Here is a 21947-nt window from a genome sequence, read left to right on the forward strand (position 1 = left end):
TATACATAAAGTTTTTAATGTACAGGAATGTGGCGGTTTTTACCTGTTAAAATGCCCGCCTTTTATTCTTTGGAGCCTCGGTTATGGTCTACGATGTCGTGGTCATTGGTGCGGGTGCCGCTGGGTTAATGTGCGCGGCACAGGCTGGCTATGCTGGGCGGCGTGTGCTGGTGATCGACCATGCCAATAAAGCAGGCAAAAAGATTCTGATGTCTGGAGGAGGGCGCTGTAACTTTACCAATCTTGATACGGCCCCTGGGCACTTTTACTCTGCTAACCCCTATTTTTGCATCTCTGCACTGAAGCGATATCGCCCTGAACACTTTGTATCGCTGGTAGAAACCCACGGCGTTGAGTACGTCGAAAAAGCGCCAGGACAGCTCTTTTGTGCAGACTCCGCCAAGGAGATTGTGCGGGTACTGCTAACAGAGTGCGAGTGGGCCGGTGCCGAGATTGCGCTTAACACCTCTATTTCCCGTCTGGAGCGCCAAGGCGAGGGAATGCGGCTAACCACCTCGATGGGAACGATGGACGCAGGGGTGGTAGTGGTTGCAACTGGAGGGCTATCTATTCCTACCATGGGAGCGACGGGCTTTGGGTACGATATTGCGCGCCAGTTCGGCCTAGAGGTATTGCCTACCCGCCCCGGCTTGGTGCCGTTTACCCTAAGCGATAGTTGGAAAGCGCGCGCCGCAGAGCTGTCCGGTGTCAGTTTGCCGATTGCTGTCCACTGCGGAGAAGCGCGGTTTGTAGAACCGATGCTGTTTACCCACCGTGGCCTTTCGGGGCCTTCCATGCTGCAGATTTCCAGCGTATGGCAACCAGGCAGCGCTATTTGCGTTGATTTACTGCCTGGAGAGAGTGCCGCCGATGCGTTGCGCCATGCTCGGCGGGAGACTCCCAAGCGGCTGCTATCTACCTGGCTAGGGGAGCGCTTTCCCAAGCGGTTTGCCCAGGCGCTCTTAGAGTGGTATCCCGATCAGCAATTAACCAGCCCGCTGGCGCAGTATAGCAACGAGGCGCTGGATACCTGGGCGCAGCGGCTGAACCAGTGGCAGTTAAAGCCCGCCGGTACCGAAGGGTGGCGCACGGCCGAGGTGACGATGGGTGGTGTGAGTACCGAGGCAATCTCCTCGAAAACCTTTGAGGTGAAAGACCTGCCGCAACTGCGCTTTATCGGTGAAGTGCTGGATGTGACGGGGCAGCTTGGCGGGTATAACTTCCAATGGGCCTGGGCAAGCGGGGTAGCCTGCGGCCAAGCGTGCTAACCCGCTGTAGCGGGGCGCCCAAAAAAAGCCGCGACGCTAATAACGTAACGGCTTTTTGAAGCGCCTAAAGCCAAAATGTGTGTAAGACGTCAAGCCAACGTACTAAAACCAGAACGGCTTATTAAACAGTCTGTTAGCTAGCGACCTTCGCCAGTAGCTTGAACTTACGCAATAGCATATAGCCCGCCAGCGCTTTCCGGCCCACGGCCATAGCGCCACTGGGGTGGCGCAAAATACGCCATGCGGCAACCCCACCAATCACATAAAAAGGTAGCTTTAAGCTACGCCAGTGGTTGTCTAAAGGTGCCGAGGCGCGCATCAGCGTGTCGCTGTCAACCAGCATATCAATACGCTGCTGCTCCAGTTCTGCTAGCAGAGCGGCTTTGCGCTCTGCGCGGCTAGGCGGCTTAGCGGCGGGGGTGTGTTGTGTCATCCTCGTTCGCCTCCAGCAGTGCGCGGTCTGCGGCTAGCTGCTTTAACGTCTCTTTTAACAGGGTGTGGCGTTTTGCTTGCCGAATGGCAATCACCGCAAGTAGAAAACTGAATGCGATAAGTACGCCCGCGCTAACGCCAATAGCCGTAAGCCGGTAGGAGTCCCAGAATAGCACGACGACCAGCGCTGTCAGGGTGGCAACACCCAGCAGTAGCAGCAAGAGGCTGGCGCCTGCCAGTAGTAGTAGAACAAGTAAACGTGCGCGCTCTTCCTCTAACTCTAAAACCGCCAAACGCAGGCGGGTTTCACCGTTAGCTACCAGTGTTTTGAGCAGGCGTTTGGCGGCAGAAAAGACGCGTTGGGTTGGCCCCAAAGCCATTAGCGACGTCCGAGCAACATACCAACAACAAGGCCAGCGGCAGCGCCAATGCCGATGCTGGTCCAGGGGTTCTCACGGACATAACGGTCACAACATTCAGCCTGCTCGGAGAGCGTTTCGCGGGTGTCTTCATAGAAACGTTCGCCGCGTGCTTCCAGGCGAGCACGGGTATCTTTTAGACGACGCTCCGCACGTTCGCGCAGGTCGCGCATCTCGCTGCTAGCGTCTTTTGATGTGGCGTTCATCAGTTCTTCGACCGTTTCGCTTAAGTGGCGCAGGTCTTCTTTTAGCTGCTCAGCACGGGCGGAGGTGTCTGTATTACGTTTTGCCATGATGTCTTCCTTTGACGAGTAGATGAGTGACGACTTCAGCATAGCAGCCGCCACTGGATAGACAACCCAAGTTAATTAACGGTTCAGCCCGGTGGCACTAAATAGTGGGTTTAAACTAAAACCAAGGCTGAGGCGATGCACGCGGTTATCATAGTCGATCATGCTTTCACCGTAGCCGTAGTAGTACTGCACGTGGGCGCGTACACCATTAAAGGCGGGCCAGCTGTAGTCAACCTGGGTGCCGTAGTTACCCGTGCTAGGGTTACCACGCAGTTGCCCGGCAAACTCGTGATTATTTTGTAAACGTTTGGCGAGGCGAATATCGCCGTAGCCCACGTAGCGCTCAATATCCGGGTTGTCATCGTCGCCTTCAGACTCCGGTACACGCCAGTGAGGTGCCAATGTTAGCGCCCAATCGCCGCTTTGGAAGGTGCTTTCCAGATAGACACGGTTCCAGCTCCGCGAGAGTGGGTCGGAGCGACCATTCGACTGGTGAATAAAAGAGATTCGATTACGGGTGTTCACCCAGCCCAACGCACTCCAGGCGTTATCGAAGTCGATAAATATCTCGGGTTCGTAGTTGGTCTCCCGGAAGGGGGAGGAGGCGTCGGTATTATACGCTTGCCACCAGCTGCGCTGGGTGTAGGCAAAGTAGACATCGCCGATATCGCCAAACACATTCTCAATCATGTTGAATTTGGCGCTAAACTGAAACTTTACTTCGCCACTATCGGGTCCCACTTCATCCGAGATGCTGCGAAAATCCTCGGCATTTTGGTTGGCGTTGTAGCTAATAGGAAAAAGGTAGTTGGTTCGGTGTGTCGTGATCGAAAAGGGGTTACGGGATGACTCCTGTTCTAACTGGCGACGATCACTCAAATCTTCCAGAGCAACTTCCTCGGGCAACTGCTCGGGAGGAACGCCTTGGGCTGCCTCCTCGGGTGAGTCAATTTGCTGCAGTTGCTGGCGCAGTTGATAAAGCTCGGTATTGAGCGCACGAATACGCGCTTCAATTTCTTCTCGGGAGTCGGCTAGGGCGCTTTGGCTGAATACATCAGCGCTGACTACCACCGCTAGGCCGGTTAACAGCAGTTTTCGGATAACCATCAACGTGGCTCGCAAATTAAGAAAGAAAGTGCCATCGTCGTTTCTATACATGACGCCTATGCAAGTCAACTATCGCTATCTAGCTAACTCCCTAGATTGCGTAACTATGGTTAACGCCCGACAATAGCACCCTTGCCCGAATCGGCGGGCTTACAGGTCAATGAGGCATACGTAACGTGGTAAGTCATGCCATGAAATTCGTCATGTGCTGCCTGCTTATGGTAGCGATGCTGGTCAACACCGTACCTGCTCAAGCGCTTGAAATTGAGCGTGTCCCTCCAGAAGCCGAGCTGAATGAACGCTTAGCCGCCATTGAGTCGTTGGATACTGAATTAACCGCTGATCAGCAGCGTGATCAGGCTGCTCTCACTGCAGCATTACAGGCTTATGAGCGCCTCAACGCTATTGAAGAGCGCCAGCTAGCGCTAGAGCAGCGGGTTGCCCAGGCGCCTGAGCTGCTGCTGCGTTTAGAGCGTGAGCTAAGCGACGCTGAAGAGGAGAGCCAGCAGCTCTCGGTAGATGATTTAAGCGATATGCCGTTAGAGGCCCTAGAGGCCGAACAGGCTGACGCTGTGATTGAGCTACAACAGTTGCAGAGCCAAATGGCGGAAGTGAACTCCCAGCTGCTGGCTGCCCAAACCCTGCCCGAGCGGGCGCAGCAAGCGATTTCCGATGCCCTGCAACGTGTAGAAACACTGCGCCGGGAGCACGATACCCGCGAAGCACTATTGGCGGACCGCCAGCTTTCCGCCCGTGAAGATGCACAGCTGATTCAGTGGCGACTGGAACGCGCGCTTGCCGAACAAGAAGTAAGCCTCAATCAACGCGAACTGAGTGCCAATAGCCGCCTGCGCGAGCTGGCTCAGCAGCGCCGCGACCTGCTGGCGCTGCAGATAGATCACCAGGAGCAGCAACTGAGCCTGCTGCAGGGTGTCATTGACCGCCAGCGCCGCCTGCAGTCCGAGCAGGCAATTGCCGATGCGGCAAAAAACGATCCGCTGATCGCAGAAGGGCATCCGGTGGTGCTCAATGCCCAGCAGATCAACCAAACGCTTAGCCTGGAGTTGCTGCGGGCGACGGACCGCGCCAACGGCATTGTGCGTGAGAACATCGAGGCACAGCGCCAGCTTGAGCATGTGCGGCAACTGCAGCGCAGCCTCAATGAGCAGATGGAGGCCATTCGTGGCAGCCAGCTACTGTCGCGTATTCTGCGCGAGCAGCGCCAGTCGCTGCCCGCGGTGGCTCCTCGGCGGGATTTGCAGGATGAAATTGCTGATTTGCGTTTAAAGCAGTTTGACCTGATCCGCCAGCGTGATCAGCTGCGCCAGGGGGAGCGGCTAGCCGCCCAGCGGCTTGAAGAGGCAGGGGTGGAGGTAACGCCAGGGTTGGTGGACTCCCTCGCCCGGCTATACCAGTCGCGCCGTGAGCTGGTCGAGCAACTAGAGCAGGCTTACGGCAGCCTGCTTAGCGCCGCCATTGAGCTTCAGCTAAACCAGCAGCAGCTGCTGGCGACTACCCATGATTTGCGCACCACGATTGATGAGCAGCTGTTCTGGGTTGCCAATAGTCGCCCCTTGGACGTGAACTGGTTGCGTCAGCTGCCTCACAACCTAAAGCAAGAGTGGCATGAAGGGGAGTGGCGCGGCGTACTGCCCACCCGCTGGCAAGGGCTCTCTTGGGACATGTTAGTGGGCGTGCCCGTGCTGCTGATGAGCGTAGTGTTGATCGCGTTACGCGGGCAGATTAAAGCCCGTTTGGCATTGATTCACTCGCAGATTGGCCGCTTAAAAAGCGATACTCAGCTGCACACTCCCAAAGCGGTGCTGCTAAACGCCTTGCTAGCGCTGCCGGGGCCGCTAGCGCTAGCAGGTAGTGGCATCGCTTTGCATACCGCAGAGGGTACCCTAGCGCAAGGGCTGGCGCCCGCCCTGCTGCAGCTTAGCCTGAGCTGGGGAGTCGTGGCCTGGGGGCGGCGTTTGCTGGTGCCTGATGGGGTCGCCGAGCGTCATTTTACCTGGGCGCCTGCCTATAATGCCCGGTTGCGTCGGCTGCTGATTGGTTTAGGTCTCTCCTTGGTGCCGGTGGTCGCCATTGCGGCGATGTCTGAACAGATGGAAACGCCGCTGGCGCTGCGCCCTGTGGCAATGGCGCTATTTATGGGCGGGTTGCTGGCTATGGCCTGGTGGCTAGCCCAGCTCATTCTGGCCCATGTGCCGATTTTCGGCGTGCGGCTATTTAGGCTGGTGCTGGGATTGGCCATGGCTGCGGTGCCGCTGGTGCTGCTAGGGTTAGTGGCGTGGGGATATGAGTATACGGCGCTCAGGTTAGTGGCACGCTTTGCCATTACGCTCTATTTGCTGGGGCTTTGGGTGGTGGTAGAGGCAACGGTGGTGCGTAGCTTAGCGGTGGCCGCCCGGCGTTTAGCCTACCGCCGAGCGCTGGCGAGGCGCCGCGCCCAGGTGCAAGAGGGGGCAGAGGGCGGCCTTGAGGTTGTCGAAGAGCCGCCGTTGGATATGGAGAAGATTAACACTCAGTCTTTAAGGCTCTCCAAGCTTATTCTGCTGATTGGCTTCAGCGCGCTACTCTATTTGGTGTGGGCCGATTTGCTCAGCGTGCTGGGCTACCTGGACAATGTATCGCTATGGGATGCACAAGAGGGAGATCTTGTCGGTAACACGCTCTCCATCTCGGACGTGTTCACCGCCCTGCTGGTCGTCGCGGTCACCTTCATTATGGCCCGCAACCTGCCTGGTCTACTGGAGGTCATGGTGCTGTCGCGCCTGGCGCTTAAGCAAGGTAGCGCTTATGCGATTAGCTCGCTGCTCTCTTACACCATTGTCGGCACGGGCATTGTGATGTCGCTGGCCACGCTGGGCGTCTCCTGGGATAAGCTGCAGTGGCTGGTAGCGGCGTTAAGCGTGGGGCTGGGCTTTGGCTTGCAGGAGATTTTCGCCAACTTCATTTCCGGCCTGATTATTCTGTTTGAGCGCCCCATTCGCATTGGCGACACCATCACGCTGGGCAACCTTCACGGCACCGTCAGCCGGATTCGCATTCGGGCGACCACGGTGACCGATTTCGATCGCAAAGAGATCATTATTCCCAATAAAACCTTTGTGACCGATCAACTGATTAACTGGTCGCTATCCGACAACGTCACTCGTGTAGTGCTTACCTACGGGGTCGCCCACGGCTCCGACCTGCCATTGGTACACAGGCTGCTACGCCAGGCGGCGGATGAAAACCCCCGCGTGTTGGATGACCCCGAGCCGCAGGTGTTCTGCTTGAGCTACGGCCCCCATAGCCTCAATTTCGAGCTGCGGATTTTCGTCAACGACTTGCTGGACCGCCTGTTCGCCGCCGATGAGGTGAACTGCCGGGTAGATGAGCTGTTTAGGGAGGCAGGCGTGCGTATTGCTTTCGAGCAGCTGGATGTGTGGTTACACCGCGAGCAGGGGGAGGCGGCGGTGAAGGTGCAGTCCCAGCCGACCCTCCCGCCTGCTACCTTGAGCTAGCCGTTAGCGTTTGCTTGCCATTAGCAGAAACTCTCGATTGCCGTCACCGCCGGTAATCGGGCTCTCCTGCCAGTGGCTGATGGCAAGCCCGCACTGCTCGCAGGCGGTGCGGATTTTCTGCTCGACTTCCACATAGCGGCGGGGGTCGCGCACCACGCCGCGCTTATCCAGAGCGCCAGGGGCCAGTTCAAACTGCGGCTTGACCAGCGAAAGCAGCTGCCCCTGCGGGGGCAGTAGCGCCGCTATTTCGGGCAAAATCAGCGTCTGGGAAATAAACGAGACATCCATCACCGCCAGGTCAATCGGCCGTTCGGCCAGCGTACTCAACAGCGCTGCCGAAGTGCTCATCTGGCGGGCGTTTAGCCCCTCCAGGCAGATCACTCTCGGGTCGCTGCGTAGATGGCTGGCGAGCTGGTCGTGCCCAACCTCGACGCCGACGACGTGGCGCGCGCCAAACTGTAGGGCGCAGTCGGTAAATCCGCCGGTGGATTGGCCGATATCCAGCACGCCTAGGTTATCTAGGCGCATGTTAAGCGCTTGCAGCACGCCTTCCAGTTTAAGCCCGGCGCGGGAGGCGTAGCGCTCTTCTGGGTCCTCTTCAATCTGTAAGGCGGTGTCAGGGGGCCACTTTTCCGCTGGCTTGCTAAGCTGGGTGCCGCTGCTTAGAAAAACGCGCCCGTTTTTGATAAGCCGCTGGGCACGGGTACGAGAACTGGCCAGCCCTTGGCTGACCAGGAGTTGATCGAGTCGTATCATCGTGGTCGTGTCTGTAGTGGTTGAAGCGCCCCGTGTTACTGAGGCCCTTGGTCGGCCTGCAAGTCGGTGGGCGGTAGGCGGGTTGCTCCCCAGCTGCGATGCAGAAAGCCCTTCACGCGTTCTAACTCTTCCTCTGTGACCGTGGCCAGTTCGCCTTTTTCCAGCGGATCGTAGTGGTAGATATAGAGCCGCGAGGTGAACTGCTCAAAGGGCAGGGAGCCCTCGCCAAAGCGCTCGCCGTTGCCGGAGGTGCTGACCTTAACGCCATCGCCCCAGTCCTGGCCGCTGTCGTTATTGGGGTTATAGAAGTAGATCCGCATTACGTCGTTGGGGTCGAGGGAGGCCCGCAAAATGGTAATGGCGTGCCAGCCGATAAACCGTGCGGCGCTGTCGGTCACTGCAATACCGGCGGGCTGTGGGTGGATCAACGGCTGGTTACCATTGTAGTAAGGGTGGTAGCTGGCGTAGAAGCGGCGAATAAAGGTATCCACGCCGCTAAGCTGGCCGGTAGCGACATCCACGTTAATACTAAACCCGCGGCCTGACCACCAGCCATGAAACTCAGGGTTTACCCAACGGTGGGGGTCGCCTTCACGGCCGATACAGCGCCTGCCCATTTCCGCATAAATGCGGTCCAGGTGGGGGACGACGATGAGCGACACCGGATCAAGGTCCATCGGCAGCTCGGCGGCCACACCAGAGACACTTTCATTGGAGGAGATGGGCTGCCCCTCGAAATGCATAATGATCTCATCATCCCGGGCGGCCCAGGTCACCATTTGTAGCAGATAATCCGGGTCGTTATAGGCCCACATGGAGAGCGCCCGGGCCGATTGGCAGGTGGGGTTATTGCCTTGGCCCACACCCAGCGGTAGCCCCAGCATACAGAGTACGCCCTCGATGAGCCGCGCACGAGGAGAGGCAATGTCGCCATAAGCTAACGCAAGGCGTGCCTCAGACCACTCGGAGAGTTGGAGATTGAGCTGCCGCCACATGGCGGGCGCCACCGGTGGTTGATAGAGAATCCCGCGTTCTAACATTAGCGCCAGCCCATATACCGCCTGGGCGGTTGCCGGGTAAACGCCGCTGCGAATCAGGGCTTGTACCAGTTCTCGGTAGCATAATAGACAGTCGCGGCCAGTGGCGGACAGCCCGAGTGCTTCCGAGAGCAAGTGGTCGCCCTCTTCCAACAGGTAGCGCAACAGCACGGCATGGTAGGGGGAGACTAATCCGGTGTCGTGCATGGCTCGGGCAAAGCCCGTGGATTCCGCCTGGAGCGTGGCGCTATCCATGCGCTCTAAGCGGGCGCGATACACGTCGATACCGGGGTCTTCTCGGCAGGCCTGGGTGGGGCCATACAGCGAGCTAACAAGCCTGTCGGCACCTTGGCCGCTGGCTCCCAAGTCAATATTGGGGTTGGCTTGGCACAGCGCGATCTGGGTGATCATCTGCTTAATGGCGTCGACCTGAATAGGACGCTGCTTCAGAATGCGCCAAATCTCATCAATCAACTGGTCGATTACGTGCTCGTAGCCAATACGCTCGGCCAGGTGCTGGAACAGCTGGCGGGAGATATTCGCCAAACGCCCCTGGGTTTCCCGCTCGGCTTCGCTGGGCGCATTAAAGAGCAGCCACAGATTGATCGCCATTACCTGGGTGAGGTAGTGGTGGGCGTGTTCTTGGGAAATAAGGGCATGGGCGTAATCGCCTTTTGCCACGGCTAGCAGCCTCAGTTCACTCAACGCTTCAATCACTACCACATTGGCATCGGCGCTTTTGAGCGAGAAAGTGGTTAGTGTTGGGACTAGGTATTGGGGGGTCTCCCAATCCGACCCGGCAAAGACGCCAGCGGATTCAAAATCCGCTGCGCGCTGCTCAAGAGCGGCGCAGCCGCCCGCTTGCAGAAGCACCCGCCGAGCGGTATCCAGCACGCGAGGCAATTTTGCCGGTTTAGAAAAGGCAGGCGCCTGCGAAAGCAGGCGCAGCGCGTCATCAAATTTGCTCAGTAACCCATTGAGCTTGCCATCTTCGGTGGAAGCGGCCTCTTGTTTGGTCGTCACGGTGACTCCTTATCCCAGCCGTGGCGAGGATTATACATAGAAGTCGAGATCTTCTTGGCGTTTTAGTAAGTCACGCAATGTATGCGCATCGTCGCCTTTAAAGTAGATCAACCCCCAGTGAGTGCCAAAGGCGGTCCGTTTGGTCACCGTTTCTTCAACCGGCGGTGTCAGTTCGTGGGACTCGAAATACGGGTGATCCTCGGTCTCTTCGGGAATCTCCAGGCGGCTAACCACCCGGCGGCGAGGGTAAACGCCAAAGCAGCCCGCGAAGCCGTCAGCATCGACAACTTCTTTCGGGAAGAACGCGGCCACTTCCTCCTTGGTGCTTTTCGGGTCAAAGACCAGCATGGAGGCTTGGTAGGCGTTAAAGCCATAGACCCGCTCCAGCAGCTCAAACACCTTGAAGCCCGGCGGACGATAGGCCACTTCGCCAAAGTACATCTCACCGTCGCTGGTGACAAAGTACTCGGGGTGGATCAGGCCAAACTCGATATCGAACGCTTTAATCAGTTTTTCGATCTGCGCGGTAATTTGCTCGCGGTATTTTTCAAGCTCCGGCGAGGCTGGTACAAACACCGAGTAACCTAGCGTGACGTACTCTGAAATGTTCAGGAAGGCAATTTTGCCATCGTGAATCCACGCTTCTACCGCGAATTCCCAGCCATCCAGGTGCGACTCCATGAGAACCGGAAACTCTTCATCTGGAATGGTATCGACCTCATCGGGGGTGCGGATAACCCGGTGCCCCAAGCAGCCCGCTTTATCAAACGCTTTTAGGTGGATGGGGTCGTTGGGGTCACCATCGAGCTTGAGCAGCGTTTGATTGACCCGTTTGAGGAAGCGAATGACGTCCTCTTTATCGTGGGCTTCTTCGAAAATGCCCACTCGAATGCCGCCAAGCTGGGCGCGGCGTTTCATCAGCGCTTTATCGCGCAGTAGCAGCGACTGGCCGTAAAGGCGCGGGTTGTCCAACAGCACCGAGTTAATGGCACCTGCCCACTCAACGGTTTCTTCAAACAGGGGGATCGCTACATCAACGCCTTTCTCTTTCAGCGTTTCAGCGATTTCCATGGAGCGGTCGTTGAGGCGTTCAAAATTCCACGGTACATATGGGATATCGTGTTTTTGGCAGTATTCTTCCGCCCAGTCGGGTGCAACCACGATGTAGCGACGGTCAAAATTCTCCGCTGCTTCAATCGCATTGAGGCTCCAGCCTAATAGGGCGATATAGCCCTTATTGGGATCCTTTTGCATGATGGTGACTCCTATGGGGTGATATAGACATGCCAACTACTCCTTTCACCATACACGACTGGGCCTGTTATCGGCTAATTAGCACTCACTGAAGCGAAAATGACAGGGAATTAGCTCTCTTTGACGATGTCTGCTAAAGGGCACCTTCCGAGTATGGTAGTCTTAATAGCCTAACGTTACGTTCAAGCGGCAAGAGGAATAGGCCAAGATGGCGGCCAAGCCGATCTACCGGGTGGTGGTTCACCAACAGGGTGAAATTTGGGATTTATACGTCAGAGAGATCTTTCAGAGCGAACTCTGGGGCTTTATTGAAGTCGAGGAGTTTGTCTTTGACGATGCGTCGCGGGTGGTGGTGGATCCAGGAGCGGAAAAACTACAGCGAACCTTCGAGGGGGTAAAGCGCAGCTACCTGCCTCTTAACGCCATTGTGCGGATTGATGAGGTAGAGCGCGAAGGCCCCCTGAAGGCCGTTAAAAGTGATGCTCGCGTCGCAGAGTTCCCTCGTCCCTTCCCGTTACCGCCCCGCGGGGAAGGGTAAGCGCTTAAGACATGCGCAACGCTTAGCGACACGCGCGCGGCTTCGTCGGCCTCGCGCGTTTTATGATCAGGACATGACGTCATGCAAGCAGAAAAATTTCGCAGTAGTTGTTATGCCGCCGCCGTTGGCGTGCTGTTAAGCGTGAGCAGCCAAGCGGCCTTCGCTCAATCCGATAACCAAGCCTGGGTCAGCGATGAGCTAAGCACCTATGTACGCAGCGGGCCGACAGATGGTTATCGCATTGTGGGAACGCTCAATGCGGGCGAGCAGGTAGAAGTGCTGGAAACCAGCGGTGATTACACCCGCGTGCGTAGTAACAGTGGCGATACGGTGTGGGTGCTGAGCAGCGAGCTTCAGCAAACGCCAAGTGCTCGCCAGCAATTACCCGAGCTGCAGGCCCAGGTGGAAGAGCTCACCCAGGAGCTGGATGGTATTAACGACACTTGGGAACAACGGGTCTCCTCCATGACAGAGACCCTTGATATCCGCGAGCAGCGTATTGCCGAGCTTGAGGCGCGTAACCGCGAGCTGGATAACGAAGCAGAGCAGTCACGCCAACAGGTGCGAGCGCTGCAGGCAAGGCTTGATACCCAAGAGGAAGACTTGCTGATGCGCTACTTTATGTACGGCGGCGGCGTAGCGGGCGCTGGCCTGCTGGTGGGATTGATTGTGCCGCACCTGCCGCGTCGGCGTAAAAAGCGCGACCGCTGGTTCTAGGCGGCGATGATGCCAGATGAGGTTGTTAAGCTAGGGTGTTAGGCCAGGCTTTTAGGTTAGTTAGAGAGGAGTAGCCATGGAGAATTCCTGGCGGCAGCGTTGGCAGGAGGGCCGTATCGGCTTCCACTTGGATGAGGCCCATCCAGCATTGGTGAAATACTGGCCAGTGCTAGGCGTGCCTCAAGGTGCCAAGGTGCTGGTGCCGCTATGCGGCAAAAGCCTGGATATGCGCTGGCTGGCTGACCGCGGGCATCCGGTGTTGGGCATTGAATTGGCACCCGAGGCCATTGAGCAGTTCCTAGCCCAGCGCAGCGGCGGCGTATCCCGCTATACCCAGGCGGGCTTTGATGTTTCCCGCCAGGGCAATATTGAGCTGTGGTGCGGCGACTTCTTTCATCTGCATATTCAGCAGGCGGCGGAAGTGGGGGCTTTTTATGACCGCGCATCGTTGATTGCGCTGCCGCCCGCTACCCGCGAGCGTTACGCTTTCCATTTGGCGCAGTTGGTACCGCCGGGGGCTAAAGGGCTATTGGTGGGCCTAACCCATAAAGATGGTGCAGCGGGGCCGCCCTTTAGCGTGCCGGATGACGAAATCGAACGTCTGTTGACGCCCAATTTCCGAGTAGAGTGTTTAGCGCACTTACCTGCCGATTCCCGTGGCCGCAGCGAAAGCATTTGGGCGCTTGAGCGGCGCGGCCCACGTGTGCAATAAGCCCTTCTTAGCGGGCGAGCAATCGGCCCAGTTCTGGATCGCTGAACGCCCGGTTCAAGCCGTCGCTGAGCAGGTCGTTTAGCATCCGCGTGTTAGCATCCTCACCTGGCTTAATCGCGTAGCTTTGGGTGCGCCGTGAGGTGTAGGTGCCGGTATAAGTAGTGCCCTGGTTTTGGGCAATAGCACGGAAGACTCCCTCGATTCGCGCTTCATCAATCAGAGGTTGCCCGCTGTCACCACGGCCATAGTGCAAGCTGGCTAGCTCCAGTGTAAGGCTAGGGCGGCCCTGGGCGGCTTCGCGGGTGGGTGTAAACCCCATATCTCGCGCAGCCCGCTCGGCTTCCGCCTGTAGTTTCGGAACCAATTCATGGCTGCTGACGGTAATTTGCGCGGTAGACATCCTGCTACCAGAGCGCGTACCAATCACTTCGCTCGGCCGCGCATCCACGGCGACCACGGTGACCTGCTGGCCGGAGCCGGTTTGCGGCACGCTGGCGCTGCGGCTGGGATTAAGCTGTAAATATTGGGGGCTGGCACAGCCTACTAATAACACGCTGGCGAGTAGGGCACCCGATGCGCGTAAAAAATAACGCCGACGCATAACACTCTCCGCAATCATAGGGTTGAGACGGTAAACATACCTGCCGCAACACGGTATTGAAAAGCTAGACCTTGAAAAGCAAGACGTTGAAAAGCAAGGCATTGCAGTGATCGCGGCAGTATAGCGCTGCGCTGGCCTGCCGCGCTAGCAATCCTTAAGCTACACGTGCCTGCTGCGCGGGCGCTTTAGCGTCCTCTTTAAAGCGGTGCCACTGGCGCGGGTGGGCGAATAAGCGCTGCCCCCGGCGCATATCCAAGCGCTCAAAATCGGCATGGCGCACGGTAGCTAGCCACGGTTTTGCCAACCAGTCAGCCTCTAATTCCACACGTACCTCGGCGCCTACGGGCGAGATAGCGGTAATGGTGACCGGCAGGTGGCTCTCGGCGCTGGGTTCTTCCGCCAGCCGTACCTCATGGGGGCGCAGCAGCAGCTCTTCCTCGCCATCAGGCAGGGCTACATTGAGACGTGCATCGCCGCAAGTTAGCACGCCGTTACGCACGCGCCCCTCTAGGTGGTTTACGTCGCCTAAAAACTCAAATACAAAGCGGTTCTTTGGTGAGCGGTAGAGCGTATCCGGCGTGTCGATTTGCTCGATGCGGCCATTGCTCATTACCACCACCCGGTCAGAAAGCTCCAGTGCTTCTTCCTGGTCGTGGGTGACAAACACGCTGGTGAAGTTCAGCTCATCGTGCAGGCGACGCAGCCAGCGCCGCAGGTCTTGGCGAACCTTGGCATCCAGCGCGCCAAACGGCTCATCCAGCAAAAGGACATCAGGCTCCACGGCAAGCGCGCGGGCCAGTGATACGCGCTGTTGTTGCCCGCCGGAAAGCTGGGCGGGTAGGCGGTTAGCTAAGTGCTGGAGTTGGACCATTTCCAGCAGCCTAAATACCCGCGCACGAATCTCGCCGCTGGAGGGGCGGCGCTTCTTCGGCATCACGGTGAGGCCAAACGCCACGTTGTCGTAAACGCTCATATGGCGAAACAGCGCATAGTGCTGGAACACAAAGCCGATACGCCGATCACGAACGTGTACGTTGGTCACGTCACGGTCGCCAAACAGGATTTTGCCCGGCTGAGGGGAGCGGTCGGCGCTCTCCAGGCCTGCAATAATCCGCAGTAGGGTGGTTTTACCCGAGCCGGAAGGGCCTAACAGGCCCACTAGTTCGCCTTCGTGAATATCCAGGTTGATCGGTTCAAGCGCCTGGGTGTTGGCAAAGTGCTTGGCAATATTCTGTAAGCGAATACTCATGAGAATGCCTCCCGGCGCGTTGCGCGCCATTCCAGGCCAGCCTTGGCCGCAAGAGTTAACAGGGCAATTAGGGCCAGCAGGGCGGCGCTAGCGAACGCGCCCACAGCGTTGTAGTCCTGATAGAGCTGCTCTAGGTGCAGCGGTAACGTATTGGTTTGCCCGCGAATGGCCCCTGAGACAACCGAGACCGCGCCAAATTCACCCACCGCGCGGGCGTTGGTCAGGATGATGCCGTAGAGCAGCGCCCAGCGAATGTTGGGCAGCGTGACCCGCCAAAATGTTGTCCAGCCGGAAGCACCTAGCGTCACTGCCGCTTCTTCTTCCCGCGAGCCTTGCGCCTGCATCAGCGGGATTAACTCCCGTGCTACAAACGGGCAGGTCACGAAGATGGTGACCATCAAAATGCCTGGCCAGGCAAACATCAGCTGAATATCGTGGCTATCCAGCCAGCTGCCAATCCAGCCGTTGCGGCCATACAGCAGTAGGTAAATTAAGCCAGCCACCACGGGGGAGACGGCAAACGGAATATCAATCAGCGTTTGCAGAATACGCCGCCCAGGAAAGCTAAAGCGCGTGACCAGCCATGCCAGCGCTACGCCAAATACCAAGCAGATGGGAATAGTCATTAACGCAATGACCAGCGTGAGTCCAATGGCGTGAAGGGTGAACGTATTGCTCACGTTCTCCCAAAACACCGCCACCCCCTGAGAGAACGCTTGCGCGAAAATCGCCACCAGCGGCAGTAGCAAAAAGAGCGCAGACAGCACTAGCGCTGCGCCAATTAATAAGCGCCGCACGATGGGCGCATCACCAATCCGGCGCATTATCCTTTACCTCCATGCAGGCGGCGCACAAAGCGGCCCTGCCAAATATTGATCGCCAGCAACAACGCCAGGGAGACAAACAGCACCACGGAGGCGATGGCAGAAGCGCCAGCGTAGTCGTACTCCTGCAACTTGACGAAGATCATCAGCGCGGTAATTTCGGTTTCGTAGGGCATATTGCCCGCGATAAAGATAATCGCCCCGAACTCACCCAGCGAGCGCACAAAGGCAAGCCCCGTGCCGGTGACGAGCGCTGGCCACAGGTGCGGCATGATCACCCGGCGAAACGCCACGCCATCGGTTGCCCCGAGGGACATCGCAGCTTCATCCACTTCTGTTGGTAGGTCTTCCAATACCGGCTGCACCGTGCGTACCACAAAGGGAATGCTGGTGAACGCCATCGCCAGGGCGATACCAACCCAGGTATAGGCAACCTGAAGGCCGAGCGACTCAAGTAGGCTGCCTACCCAGCCGTTGCTCGCGTAGAGCGTGGCCAGGGTAATACCGGCCACTGCAGTGGGCAGGGCGAAAGGCAGATCCATCAATGCATCGAGCAGGCGTTTGCCGGGGAACTCATAGCGCACCAATACCCAGGCCAGTAGCAGGCCAAAGGCGGCATTCACCAGTGCAGCCACCGCCGCGGCGCCAATGGTGACCATATAGCTGGCGACCACGCGGCCTTCGGTGATGATCGCAAAGTACTCGGCCAGGCTCAGCTCGGAGAGCTGGCCAAATAGGCCGGTGATCGGCAATAGCAGTACCAGCGAAATAAATAGCACGCTGATACCCATAGATAGGCCAAAACCCGGCAGCACGCGTGCGCTGCCGGATCGCCAAAATGCTAATTGGCTCATGGGGTTCCGTTAACGACGTTGCAGTTGATCAAGTAGAGCACCGCCTTCGAAGTGGGTCTCCATCGCTTCTTCCCAGCTGCCGAATACGTTTTCCACTTCAAACAGCTCGGTGTCGGGGAACTGGTCGGCGAACTCTTCTACCACCGTCTCGTTATGAACACGGTAGTTGAAGCCTGCCAGCATCCGTTGGGCCTCTTCGCTGTAGAGGTACTCCAAGTAGCTTTGGGCTAGGTCGCTGTTACCGTTACGCTCAGCGTTTTCACCGACCACCGCCACTGGGAATTCGGCCAGAATGCTCACCGGCGGTACGATCACTTCATAGTCATCGCTGCCGTATTCGCTGCGGATGTTGTTCACTTCGGACTCAAAGCTGATCAGCACGTCGCCAATGCCGCGCTCGATAAAGCTGGTGGTCGCACCGCGACCGCCGGTATCGAATACGGCAACGTTACGCAGGAAGGTCCGCATAAACTCTTGGATCTTCTCTTCGTCACCATCGAACTCATTCTCGGCAAAGCCCCAGGCGGCCAAGTAAGTGTAGCGGCCGTTACCGGAGGTTTTCGGATTAGGGAAGACCATCTGCACATCTTCTTTAACGAGGTCATCCCAGCTTTCGATACCTTTTGGATTGCCTTTGCGCACCAGGAAGGCGGTAGTGGAATAGTAGGGTGAAGCGTTGTTTTCAAACGCATCTTGCCAATCTTCTGCCACCAGACCTGCATCGGCCAGTACTTGAACGTCGGTAACTTGGTTAAACGTCACCACATCAGCACGCAGGCCCTGCATAATGGCGCGCGCCTGGGCGGAGGAGCCGCCGTGAGACTGGCTAATGGCGATCTCTTCGCCATGCTCTTCCTGCCACCATGCTTGGAACTCCGGGTTAATCGCGGCGAACAGTTCGCGGGCGATATCGTAGGAGGAGTTCAGCAGTTCGCGCTCTTGAGCAACGGCAGCGCTGGAAAAGGTCATGCCAGAAACGGCGGTACCAACGGCAACGGCCAACAGGCTACGGCGAAGGCCGGTACGGAATGCGGTGGATAGCGTCATTACAGACTCCTTAACGTTGGGGGCGATTTAGTCGCGATGCCGCTAAGGTTAAACCTAGGATTGTGGAATTACAATTGTGTTTTATATTCTATTTGGAAATATCTGTTAAAGGATAGGTATGACGACGGACATGCTGCACGACCATCACGGGCATAGGGCTTCGTGGGCAGCTCTGGTAAGATAGCGCCCCTATTTATGTCTACCAGTTCTGCCTACCTGAGGACCCGTCCATGAGCGCTGCACAGGATTTTTTGATTGCCCCTTCGATACTTTCCGCTAATTTCGCGCGGTTGGGCGAAGAAGTGGATAACGTGCTGGCGGCTGGCGCCGATGTGGTCCACTTCGACGTGATGGATAACCATTACGTGCCGAACCTGACCATCGGGCCGATGGTGTGCAAGGCGCTGCGCGATCATGGCGTAAGCGCGCCTATTGATGTGCATCTGATGGTGAAGCCGGTGGATCGCATGATTAGCGATTTTATCGATGCCGGGGCTAGCTACATTACCTTCCACCCTGAAGCCTCCGAGCATATTGACCGTTCGCTGCAACTGATTCGGGATGGAGGCTGTAAGGCGGGCTTGGTCTTTAACCCTGCCACACCGCTCTCTTATCTGGATTACGTGATGGATAAGGTCGATATGGTGCTGCTGATGAGCGTCAATCCCGGCTTTGGCGGCCAGTCGTTTATCCCTGGCACGCTGGACAAGCTGCGTGAGGCACGGGCGCGTATTGATGCTTCTGGCCGTCCGATTCGCTTAGAAATCGATGGCGGTGTCAAAGTCGACAACATCGCTGATATCGCCGCCGCCGGTGCCGATACTTTTGTAGCAGGCTCGGCGATTTTTAACGCTCATCAAGCAAGCGACCCCCACGGCTACGACAGCGTGATTCAGCAGATGCGCGCTGAGTTGGCTAAGGTTCGCTGATAGTTATCGGGTTTACCTATCCATTATGCTGAGTAAGCCTGAGTGGGAGGCCGCTTCAGCGGGCGAATGGCGCCGCTAGGCGCCTAACCGAGCCTCTATCGCGAGCTGAAGCTCCCTCCCACAGCCGCTTATCATGCTTAACTGAATGGTATTAGGGTAGATCTCCCGCCCTTTGTATGTCTTTAGTGCAGCTTCATACGTGGCTTGAGGTAACGGTTCAATTTATCCACCAGCCACGCAAGGCTGGTTTTTAGCACGCCGTGAATAGAAAGCTGATGCATGCGGTAGAGCGATGCATAGGCTTGGCGTGCCAGCCAGCCTTCCAAAAACAGGCCGCGGGATGCGGAGCTGCGCATGAGGTTGCCGACCGCATCGTAGCGAGCCAGCGACACCAGCGAGCCGTGGTCGCGGTAGTGGAAGTCGCGCAGCGGCTTTTTTTCCAGGCAGTGTGCTAGGTTCTTGGCCAGTAACTTCGCTTGCTGGTGGGCGGCCTGAGCGCGGGGCGGCACTGTGGCATTACTGCCCTGGGGGCAGCAAGCGCAGTCGCCCATCGCAAAAATATAGGGGTCGTCTACGCTCTGCAGGGTCTGCTTGACGTTAATTTGGTTGCGTTTATTGGTGCTAAGGCCCAGCTCGGTAAGAAACGGGGGCGCTTTAATGCCTGCCGCCCACACGTTGAGGTCGGTTTCGATCACCTCTCCGTCGCCTGTGACCAGTTGATACTCCTGGGCTTCTTGAATCGCCGTGCCCACATGCACGGTGACCCCCATGCTCTCCAGTTCCTGCTGAACGGTTTGGCTGATGCGTTCGGATAAGCCGGGGAGTAGGCGCGGCGCCGCTTCAATTAAATGCACGCTGATCGTTTGATGGTCAACGGCTGTCACACCATAGGCATTGAGCAGGCGCGAGGCGTCGAGCAACTCGGCTGATAGCTCCACTCCCGTGGCACCGCCACCGACAATACCAATGGTGAGCTGGGTGTGTTGGCGTAGCTTGGGGTCGGTATAACGCAGGAAGGTGTTGATCATATCCCGCTGGAAGGCTTTGGCCTGCTGGGGGGAATCAATAAAGTGACAGTGCTCCGCGACCCCCTTGGTACCAAAATCATTGGAGATACTGCCGAGCGCCAGCACTAAATAGTCATAGGTGAGCTGGCGGGCGGGCAGCACTTCGACGCCATCTTCATCCTCTATAGGCGCTAGGTGAATGACCTTCTGTTCCCGATCCAGACCGTTCAGCGAGCCGCGCTGATAGCGGTAGTAGTGGGCGGAGGAGTGCCCACGATAATCTACTTCGTCCATGCTGGAGTTGAGTACCCCAGTGGCAAGCTCATGCAGCAGCGGCTTCCAAACATGGGTGGCGTTGCGGTCGAGTAGCACAATTTCCGCGCGCTTTTTTTTACCCAGCGTATGCCCAAGGCGCGTGGCAAGGGCTAGCCCGCCTGCACCGCCGCCCACAATCACAATTCGGGGAATGGCCATTACTCTCTCCTTGGCGAATATAGCCACAGCATAGAACCTTCTGCGGTGCATGACGAAGGGCTAAGCAGGTAAGATGATCAAATTAATCGACATTATTGCTAACTAGCAGCCTAAACACATAAGTGAGGCCAAGCGTGCATACCATATTGCAAGGAAAGCGATTAATCGCCTTTGATTTAGACGGCACGTTAATCGACTCAGTGCCCGATTTAGCCGTTGGCGTGCAGCGGGCGCTGGAGGACGTTGATCTCGCTCAACCAAGCGAAGACCAGGTGCGTGATTGGGTGGGTAACGGCGCGCAGGTTCTGGTCGAGCGAGCACTGTCCTGGGCACTTGCCGCAGCGCCAAGTACAGCCCTTCAGCAGCAAGCCTATGATGCCTTCATGCGCCACTATGGTGCGGCACCCAACGCGCTTACCCGGCTCTACCCCGATGTGTCCGAAGCGCTGCACGCCCTGCATCAAGCGGGCTATGTGCTGGCCTTAATCACCAATAAGCCAGAGCGGTTTATTGCCCCCATCCTAAGCCACTTCGGGTTGCTACCACTGTTTACCCGTACCGTGGGTGGAGATTCGCTGCCAGAGAAGAAACCCAGTCCGCTGCCGCTTTTGCATATTGCCCAAACGCTGGATATTGCACCGTCGGTGAGTGTGATGGTGGGGGATTCCCGCCACGATATAGCGGCGGGTAAAGCGGCGGGCTTTACGACGGTGGCGCTGCCTTATGGCTATAATCATGGCGACCCCATTGAGCAGAGCCAGCCTGACCTGTTGGTGTCATCGCTACGCGAGCTGGTTAGCTAGCGGCTACTCCTCGGCCCTGGCGCCCCCCAGCGCTTCATGCAACAACTCGGCATTGTGGCGCAGCATGGCAGGGTAGTTATAGGCGGGGCTGTCGGAGTCGCTCAGCGTATCGACATAGAGCGGGCCTGCTAGTGTGAGGCCCGTTTCCCGCGCTAGGGCATCCATATGGATATAGGGCGTTGTGCTTTCATAAAACAGCGCGGGCGGCCGCTTGGCGGCTAAATGCTTACTCATGGTTTCCATGGCCCGTGCGCTGCCCAGGGTTTCGCTGCTAAGCCCCCAAATGGCGGCATACTCAAAACCATAAGCGTGGGCAAAGTAGCCAAAAGACGCTTCGCTAGTGGTGAGTAGGCGGTTGGTTTGCGGAATACCCTCCAAGCGCTCTTTTAGCTGCTGGTCGAGTAGGGTAAGCGCCTCCCTGGCTTGCGCTGCCCGAGTGCGGAAAGCGGCTGCTTTCTCCGGATAACGTGCGCTTAGGGTATGGGTAATCACTTCAATATACGCAGCAGCCCCGTTGGGGTCCATCCACATATGGGGGTCTGGATTGCCTTTATGCTGACCCACCGGAATCGTCAGCGGCGGATAGTTGGCGCTTTCGGCCAGTGCCACCAACGTTAGAGTGTCGTTAGCCATGGCCTCCACATGGCGGAACCATGGCTCTAGGCCGTGGCCGTTATAGAACACAATATCGGCCTCTTCTACCGCGAGTACGTTGGGCGGGGTTAGCTCCCAACGGTGAACGTCGCTGCCCGCCGGCACCAGCGTCGAGATGCTGATATCCTCGCCTGCGACGCGTTTGACTAAATCTTCAATAACCGAGAACGAGGCAACCACTTTCAGATGGGTGGCCGCGAAAACCGGGGAGGAGGTTAAAGCCGCTGTGAATAAGAGCGTGATTATCCAGGGTGTCCGCTTGTCCATACTCACGCTCCTAATTAATGAAAAAACGGCAGATAGTAAAGAGTGTCCTGCTCCGTTGCCAGTGTCATCGCCACGTTTTGCTATAGGATAAAGCGTAGTGCCACAACGGCTAATGAAGTAGTTTCGCCTACGTTCGTTACCCTCTATGCTGTAAAAAGGTGCCGTTA

At 57.3% G+C, this 21947-nt stretch carries 21 protein-coding genes; 7 read left to right on the plus strand and 14 right to left on the minus strand.

What is annotated here, in order from left to right:
• Window positions 1-83 precede the first annotated feature (83 nt).
• Entirely contained in the window at window positions 84-1268 is a 1185-nt protein-coding gene (locus LG300_RS04670; RefSeq protein ID WP_404377223.1) for an NAD(P)/FAD-dependent oxidoreductase, read from the plus strand.
• 133 nt (window positions 1269-1401) lie between these two features.
• On the opposite strand, the gene LG300_RS04675 is transcribed toward LG300_RS04670, so the two are convergent.
• From LG300_RS04675 to LG300_RS04690, 4 genes are all read right to left on the minus strand, one after another.
• Window positions 1402-1701 carry a YqjK family protein gene (locus LG300_RS04675; protein WP_404377225.1) on the minus strand — a complete coding sequence of 100 codons (300 nt, stop codon included), beginning with the start codon at window positions 1699-1701 and terminating at the stop codon, window positions 1402-1404.
• Window positions 1676-2080, minus strand: coding sequence for a phage holin family protein (locus tag LG300_RS04680; protein ID WP_404377226.1), 405 nt, complete (start codon window positions 2078-2080; stop codon window positions 1676-1678). The genes LG300_RS04675 and LG300_RS04680 overlap by 26 nt, the downstream gene beginning before the upstream one ends.
• The gene (locus LG300_RS04685) at window positions 2080-2412 is read right to left on the minus strand and encodes a YqjD family protein (protein WP_404377227.1); all 333 of its coding nucleotides are present in this window, start codon (window positions 2410-2412) and stop codon (window positions 2080-2082) included. Before LG300_RS04685 ends, LG300_RS04680 begins: the two co-directional genes overlap by 1 nt.
• Before the next feature lie 75 nt (window positions 2413-2487).
• Window positions 2488-3519, minus strand: coding sequence for a phospholipase A (locus LG300_RS04690; RefSeq protein WP_404377228.1), 1032 nt, complete (start codon window positions 3517-3519; stop codon window positions 2488-2490).
• 191 nt (window positions 3520-3710) lie between these two features.
• Between LG300_RS04690 and mscK the strand changes: the two genes are divergently transcribed.
• Window positions 3711-7034 carry a mechanosensitive channel MscK gene (gene mscK, locus LG300_RS04695; RefSeq protein ID WP_404377229.1) on the plus strand — a complete coding sequence of 1108 codons (3324 nt, stop codon included), beginning with the start codon at window positions 3711-3713 and terminating at the stop codon, window positions 7032-7034.
• A gap of 3 nt (window positions 7035-7037) precedes the next feature.
• On the opposite strand, the gene LG300_RS04700 is transcribed toward mscK, so the two are convergent.
• From LG300_RS04700 to LG300_RS04710, 3 genes are read right to left on the minus strand one after another with little or no spacing between them, the layout of a single operon-like run.
• Window positions 7038-7790, minus strand: coding sequence for a TlyA family RNA methyltransferase (locus tag LG300_RS04700; RefSeq protein ID WP_404377230.1), 753 nt, complete (start codon window positions 7788-7790; stop codon window positions 7038-7040).
• A gap of 35 nt (window positions 7791-7825) precedes the next feature.
• A complete protein-coding gene (locus LG300_RS04705; RefSeq protein WP_404377231.1) occupies window positions 7826-9850 on the minus strand; it encodes a hypothetical protein in 2025 nt (674 codons plus the stop codon).
• A gap of 30 nt (window positions 9851-9880) precedes the next feature.
• Window positions 9881-11104, minus strand: coding sequence for an acetyl-CoA carboxylase biotin carboxylase subunit family protein (locus tag LG300_RS04710; protein ID WP_404377232.1), 1224 nt, complete (start codon window positions 11102-11104; stop codon window positions 9881-9883).
• A 208-nt stretch (window positions 11105-11312) separates the two neighbouring features.
• Between LG300_RS04710 and LG300_RS04715 the strand changes: the two genes are divergently transcribed.
• The 3 genes from LG300_RS04715 (at window position 11313) to LG300_RS04725 (ending at window position 13071) form a co-directional block, all read left to right on the plus strand.
• Window positions 11313-11642: a DUF1820 family protein gene (locus tag LG300_RS04715; protein ID WP_009100748.1), complete on the plus strand. Its 330-nt coding sequence runs from the start codon at window positions 11313-11315 to the stop codon at window positions 11640-11642.
• Window positions 11643-11723: 81 nt separating this feature from the next.
• Complete coding sequence (locus LG300_RS04720; RefSeq protein WP_404377233.1) at window positions 11724-12359, plus strand: TIGR04211 family SH3 domain-containing protein; 636 nt, start codon at window positions 11724-11726, stop codon at window positions 12357-12359.
• 76 nt (window positions 12360-12435) lie between these two features.
• Window positions 12436-13071, plus strand: coding sequence for a thiopurine S-methyltransferase (locus LG300_RS04725; protein WP_404377234.1), 636 nt, complete (start codon window positions 12436-12438; stop codon window positions 13069-13071).
• A 7-nt stretch (window positions 13072-13078) separates the two neighbouring features.
• Here LG300_RS04725 and LG300_RS04730 read toward each other — a convergent pair whose 3' ends face one another.
• The 5 genes from LG300_RS04730 to cysP all read right to left on the minus strand — a co-directional run bounded on the left by LG300_RS04730 (window position 13079) and on the right by cysP (window position 17646).
• On the minus strand, window positions 13079-13672 hold the full coding sequence (locus LG300_RS04730; RefSeq protein WP_404377235.1) for a YajG family lipoprotein: 594 nt from the start codon (window positions 13670-13672) through the stop codon (window positions 13079-13081).
• A 154-nt stretch (window positions 13673-13826) separates the two neighbouring features.
• Entirely contained in the window at window positions 13827-14921 is a 1095-nt protein-coding gene (locus tag LG300_RS04735; RefSeq protein ID WP_404377236.1) for a sulfate/molybdate ABC transporter ATP-binding protein, read from the minus strand.
• Window positions 14918-15745: a sulfate ABC transporter permease subunit CysW gene (gene cysW / locus LG300_RS04740; protein ID WP_404377238.1), complete on the minus strand. Its 828-nt coding sequence runs from the start codon at window positions 15743-15745 to the stop codon at window positions 14918-14920. The genes LG300_RS04735 and cysW overlap by 4 nt, the downstream gene beginning before the upstream one ends.
• A complete protein-coding gene (cysT, locus tag LG300_RS04745; RefSeq protein WP_404377239.1) occupies window positions 15745-16599 on the minus strand; it encodes a sulfate ABC transporter permease subunit CysT in 855 nt (284 codons plus the stop codon). Before cysT ends, cysW begins: the two co-directional genes overlap by 1 nt.
• Before the next feature lie 9 nt (window positions 16600-16608).
• Window positions 16609-17646, minus strand: a complete 1038-nt coding sequence (cysP, locus tag LG300_RS04750) for a thiosulfate ABC transporter substrate-binding protein CysP (RefSeq protein ID WP_404377240.1) — start codon at window positions 17644-17646, stop codon at window positions 16609-16611.
• A gap of 230 nt (window positions 17647-17876) precedes the next feature.
• On the opposite strand from cysP, the gene rpe reads away from it, so the two are divergent.
• Window positions 17877-18575: a ribulose-phosphate 3-epimerase gene (rpe, locus tag LG300_RS04755; protein WP_404377241.1), complete on the plus strand. Its 699-nt coding sequence runs from the start codon at window positions 17877-17879 to the stop codon at window positions 18573-18575.
• A gap of 182 nt (window positions 18576-18757) precedes the next feature.
• Here the strand turns inward: rpe and LG300_RS04760 are convergent, their stop codons facing one another.
• The gene (locus LG300_RS04760) at window positions 18758-20056 is read right to left on the minus strand and encodes an NAD(P)/FAD-dependent oxidoreductase (protein WP_404377242.1); all 1299 of its coding nucleotides are present in this window, start codon (window positions 20054-20056) and stop codon (window positions 18758-18760) included.
• Window positions 20057-20190: 134 nt separating this feature from the next.
• Between LG300_RS04760 and LG300_RS04765 the strand changes: the two genes are divergently transcribed.
• The gene (locus tag LG300_RS04765) at window positions 20191-20859 is read left to right on the plus strand and encodes a phosphoglycolate phosphatase (protein ID WP_404377243.1); all 669 of its coding nucleotides are present in this window, start codon (window positions 20191-20193) and stop codon (window positions 20857-20859) included.
• Between the two features lie 3 nt (window positions 20860-20862).
• Here LG300_RS04765 and LG300_RS04770 read toward each other — a convergent pair whose 3' ends face one another.
• Window positions 20863-21780 (minus strand): metal ABC transporter solute-binding protein, Zn/Mn family, encoded by a 918-nt coding sequence (locus tag LG300_RS04770; protein ID WP_404377244.1) that lies wholly within the window; start codon window positions 21778-21780, stop codon window positions 20863-20865.
• Window positions 21781-21947: the final 167 nt, after the last annotated feature.

The sequence above is a fragment of the Vreelandella aquamarina genome (assembly GCF_044805175.1).
GTDB lineage: Bacteria > Pseudomonadota > Gammaproteobacteria > Pseudomonadales > Halomonadaceae > Vreelandella > Vreelandella aquamarina_B.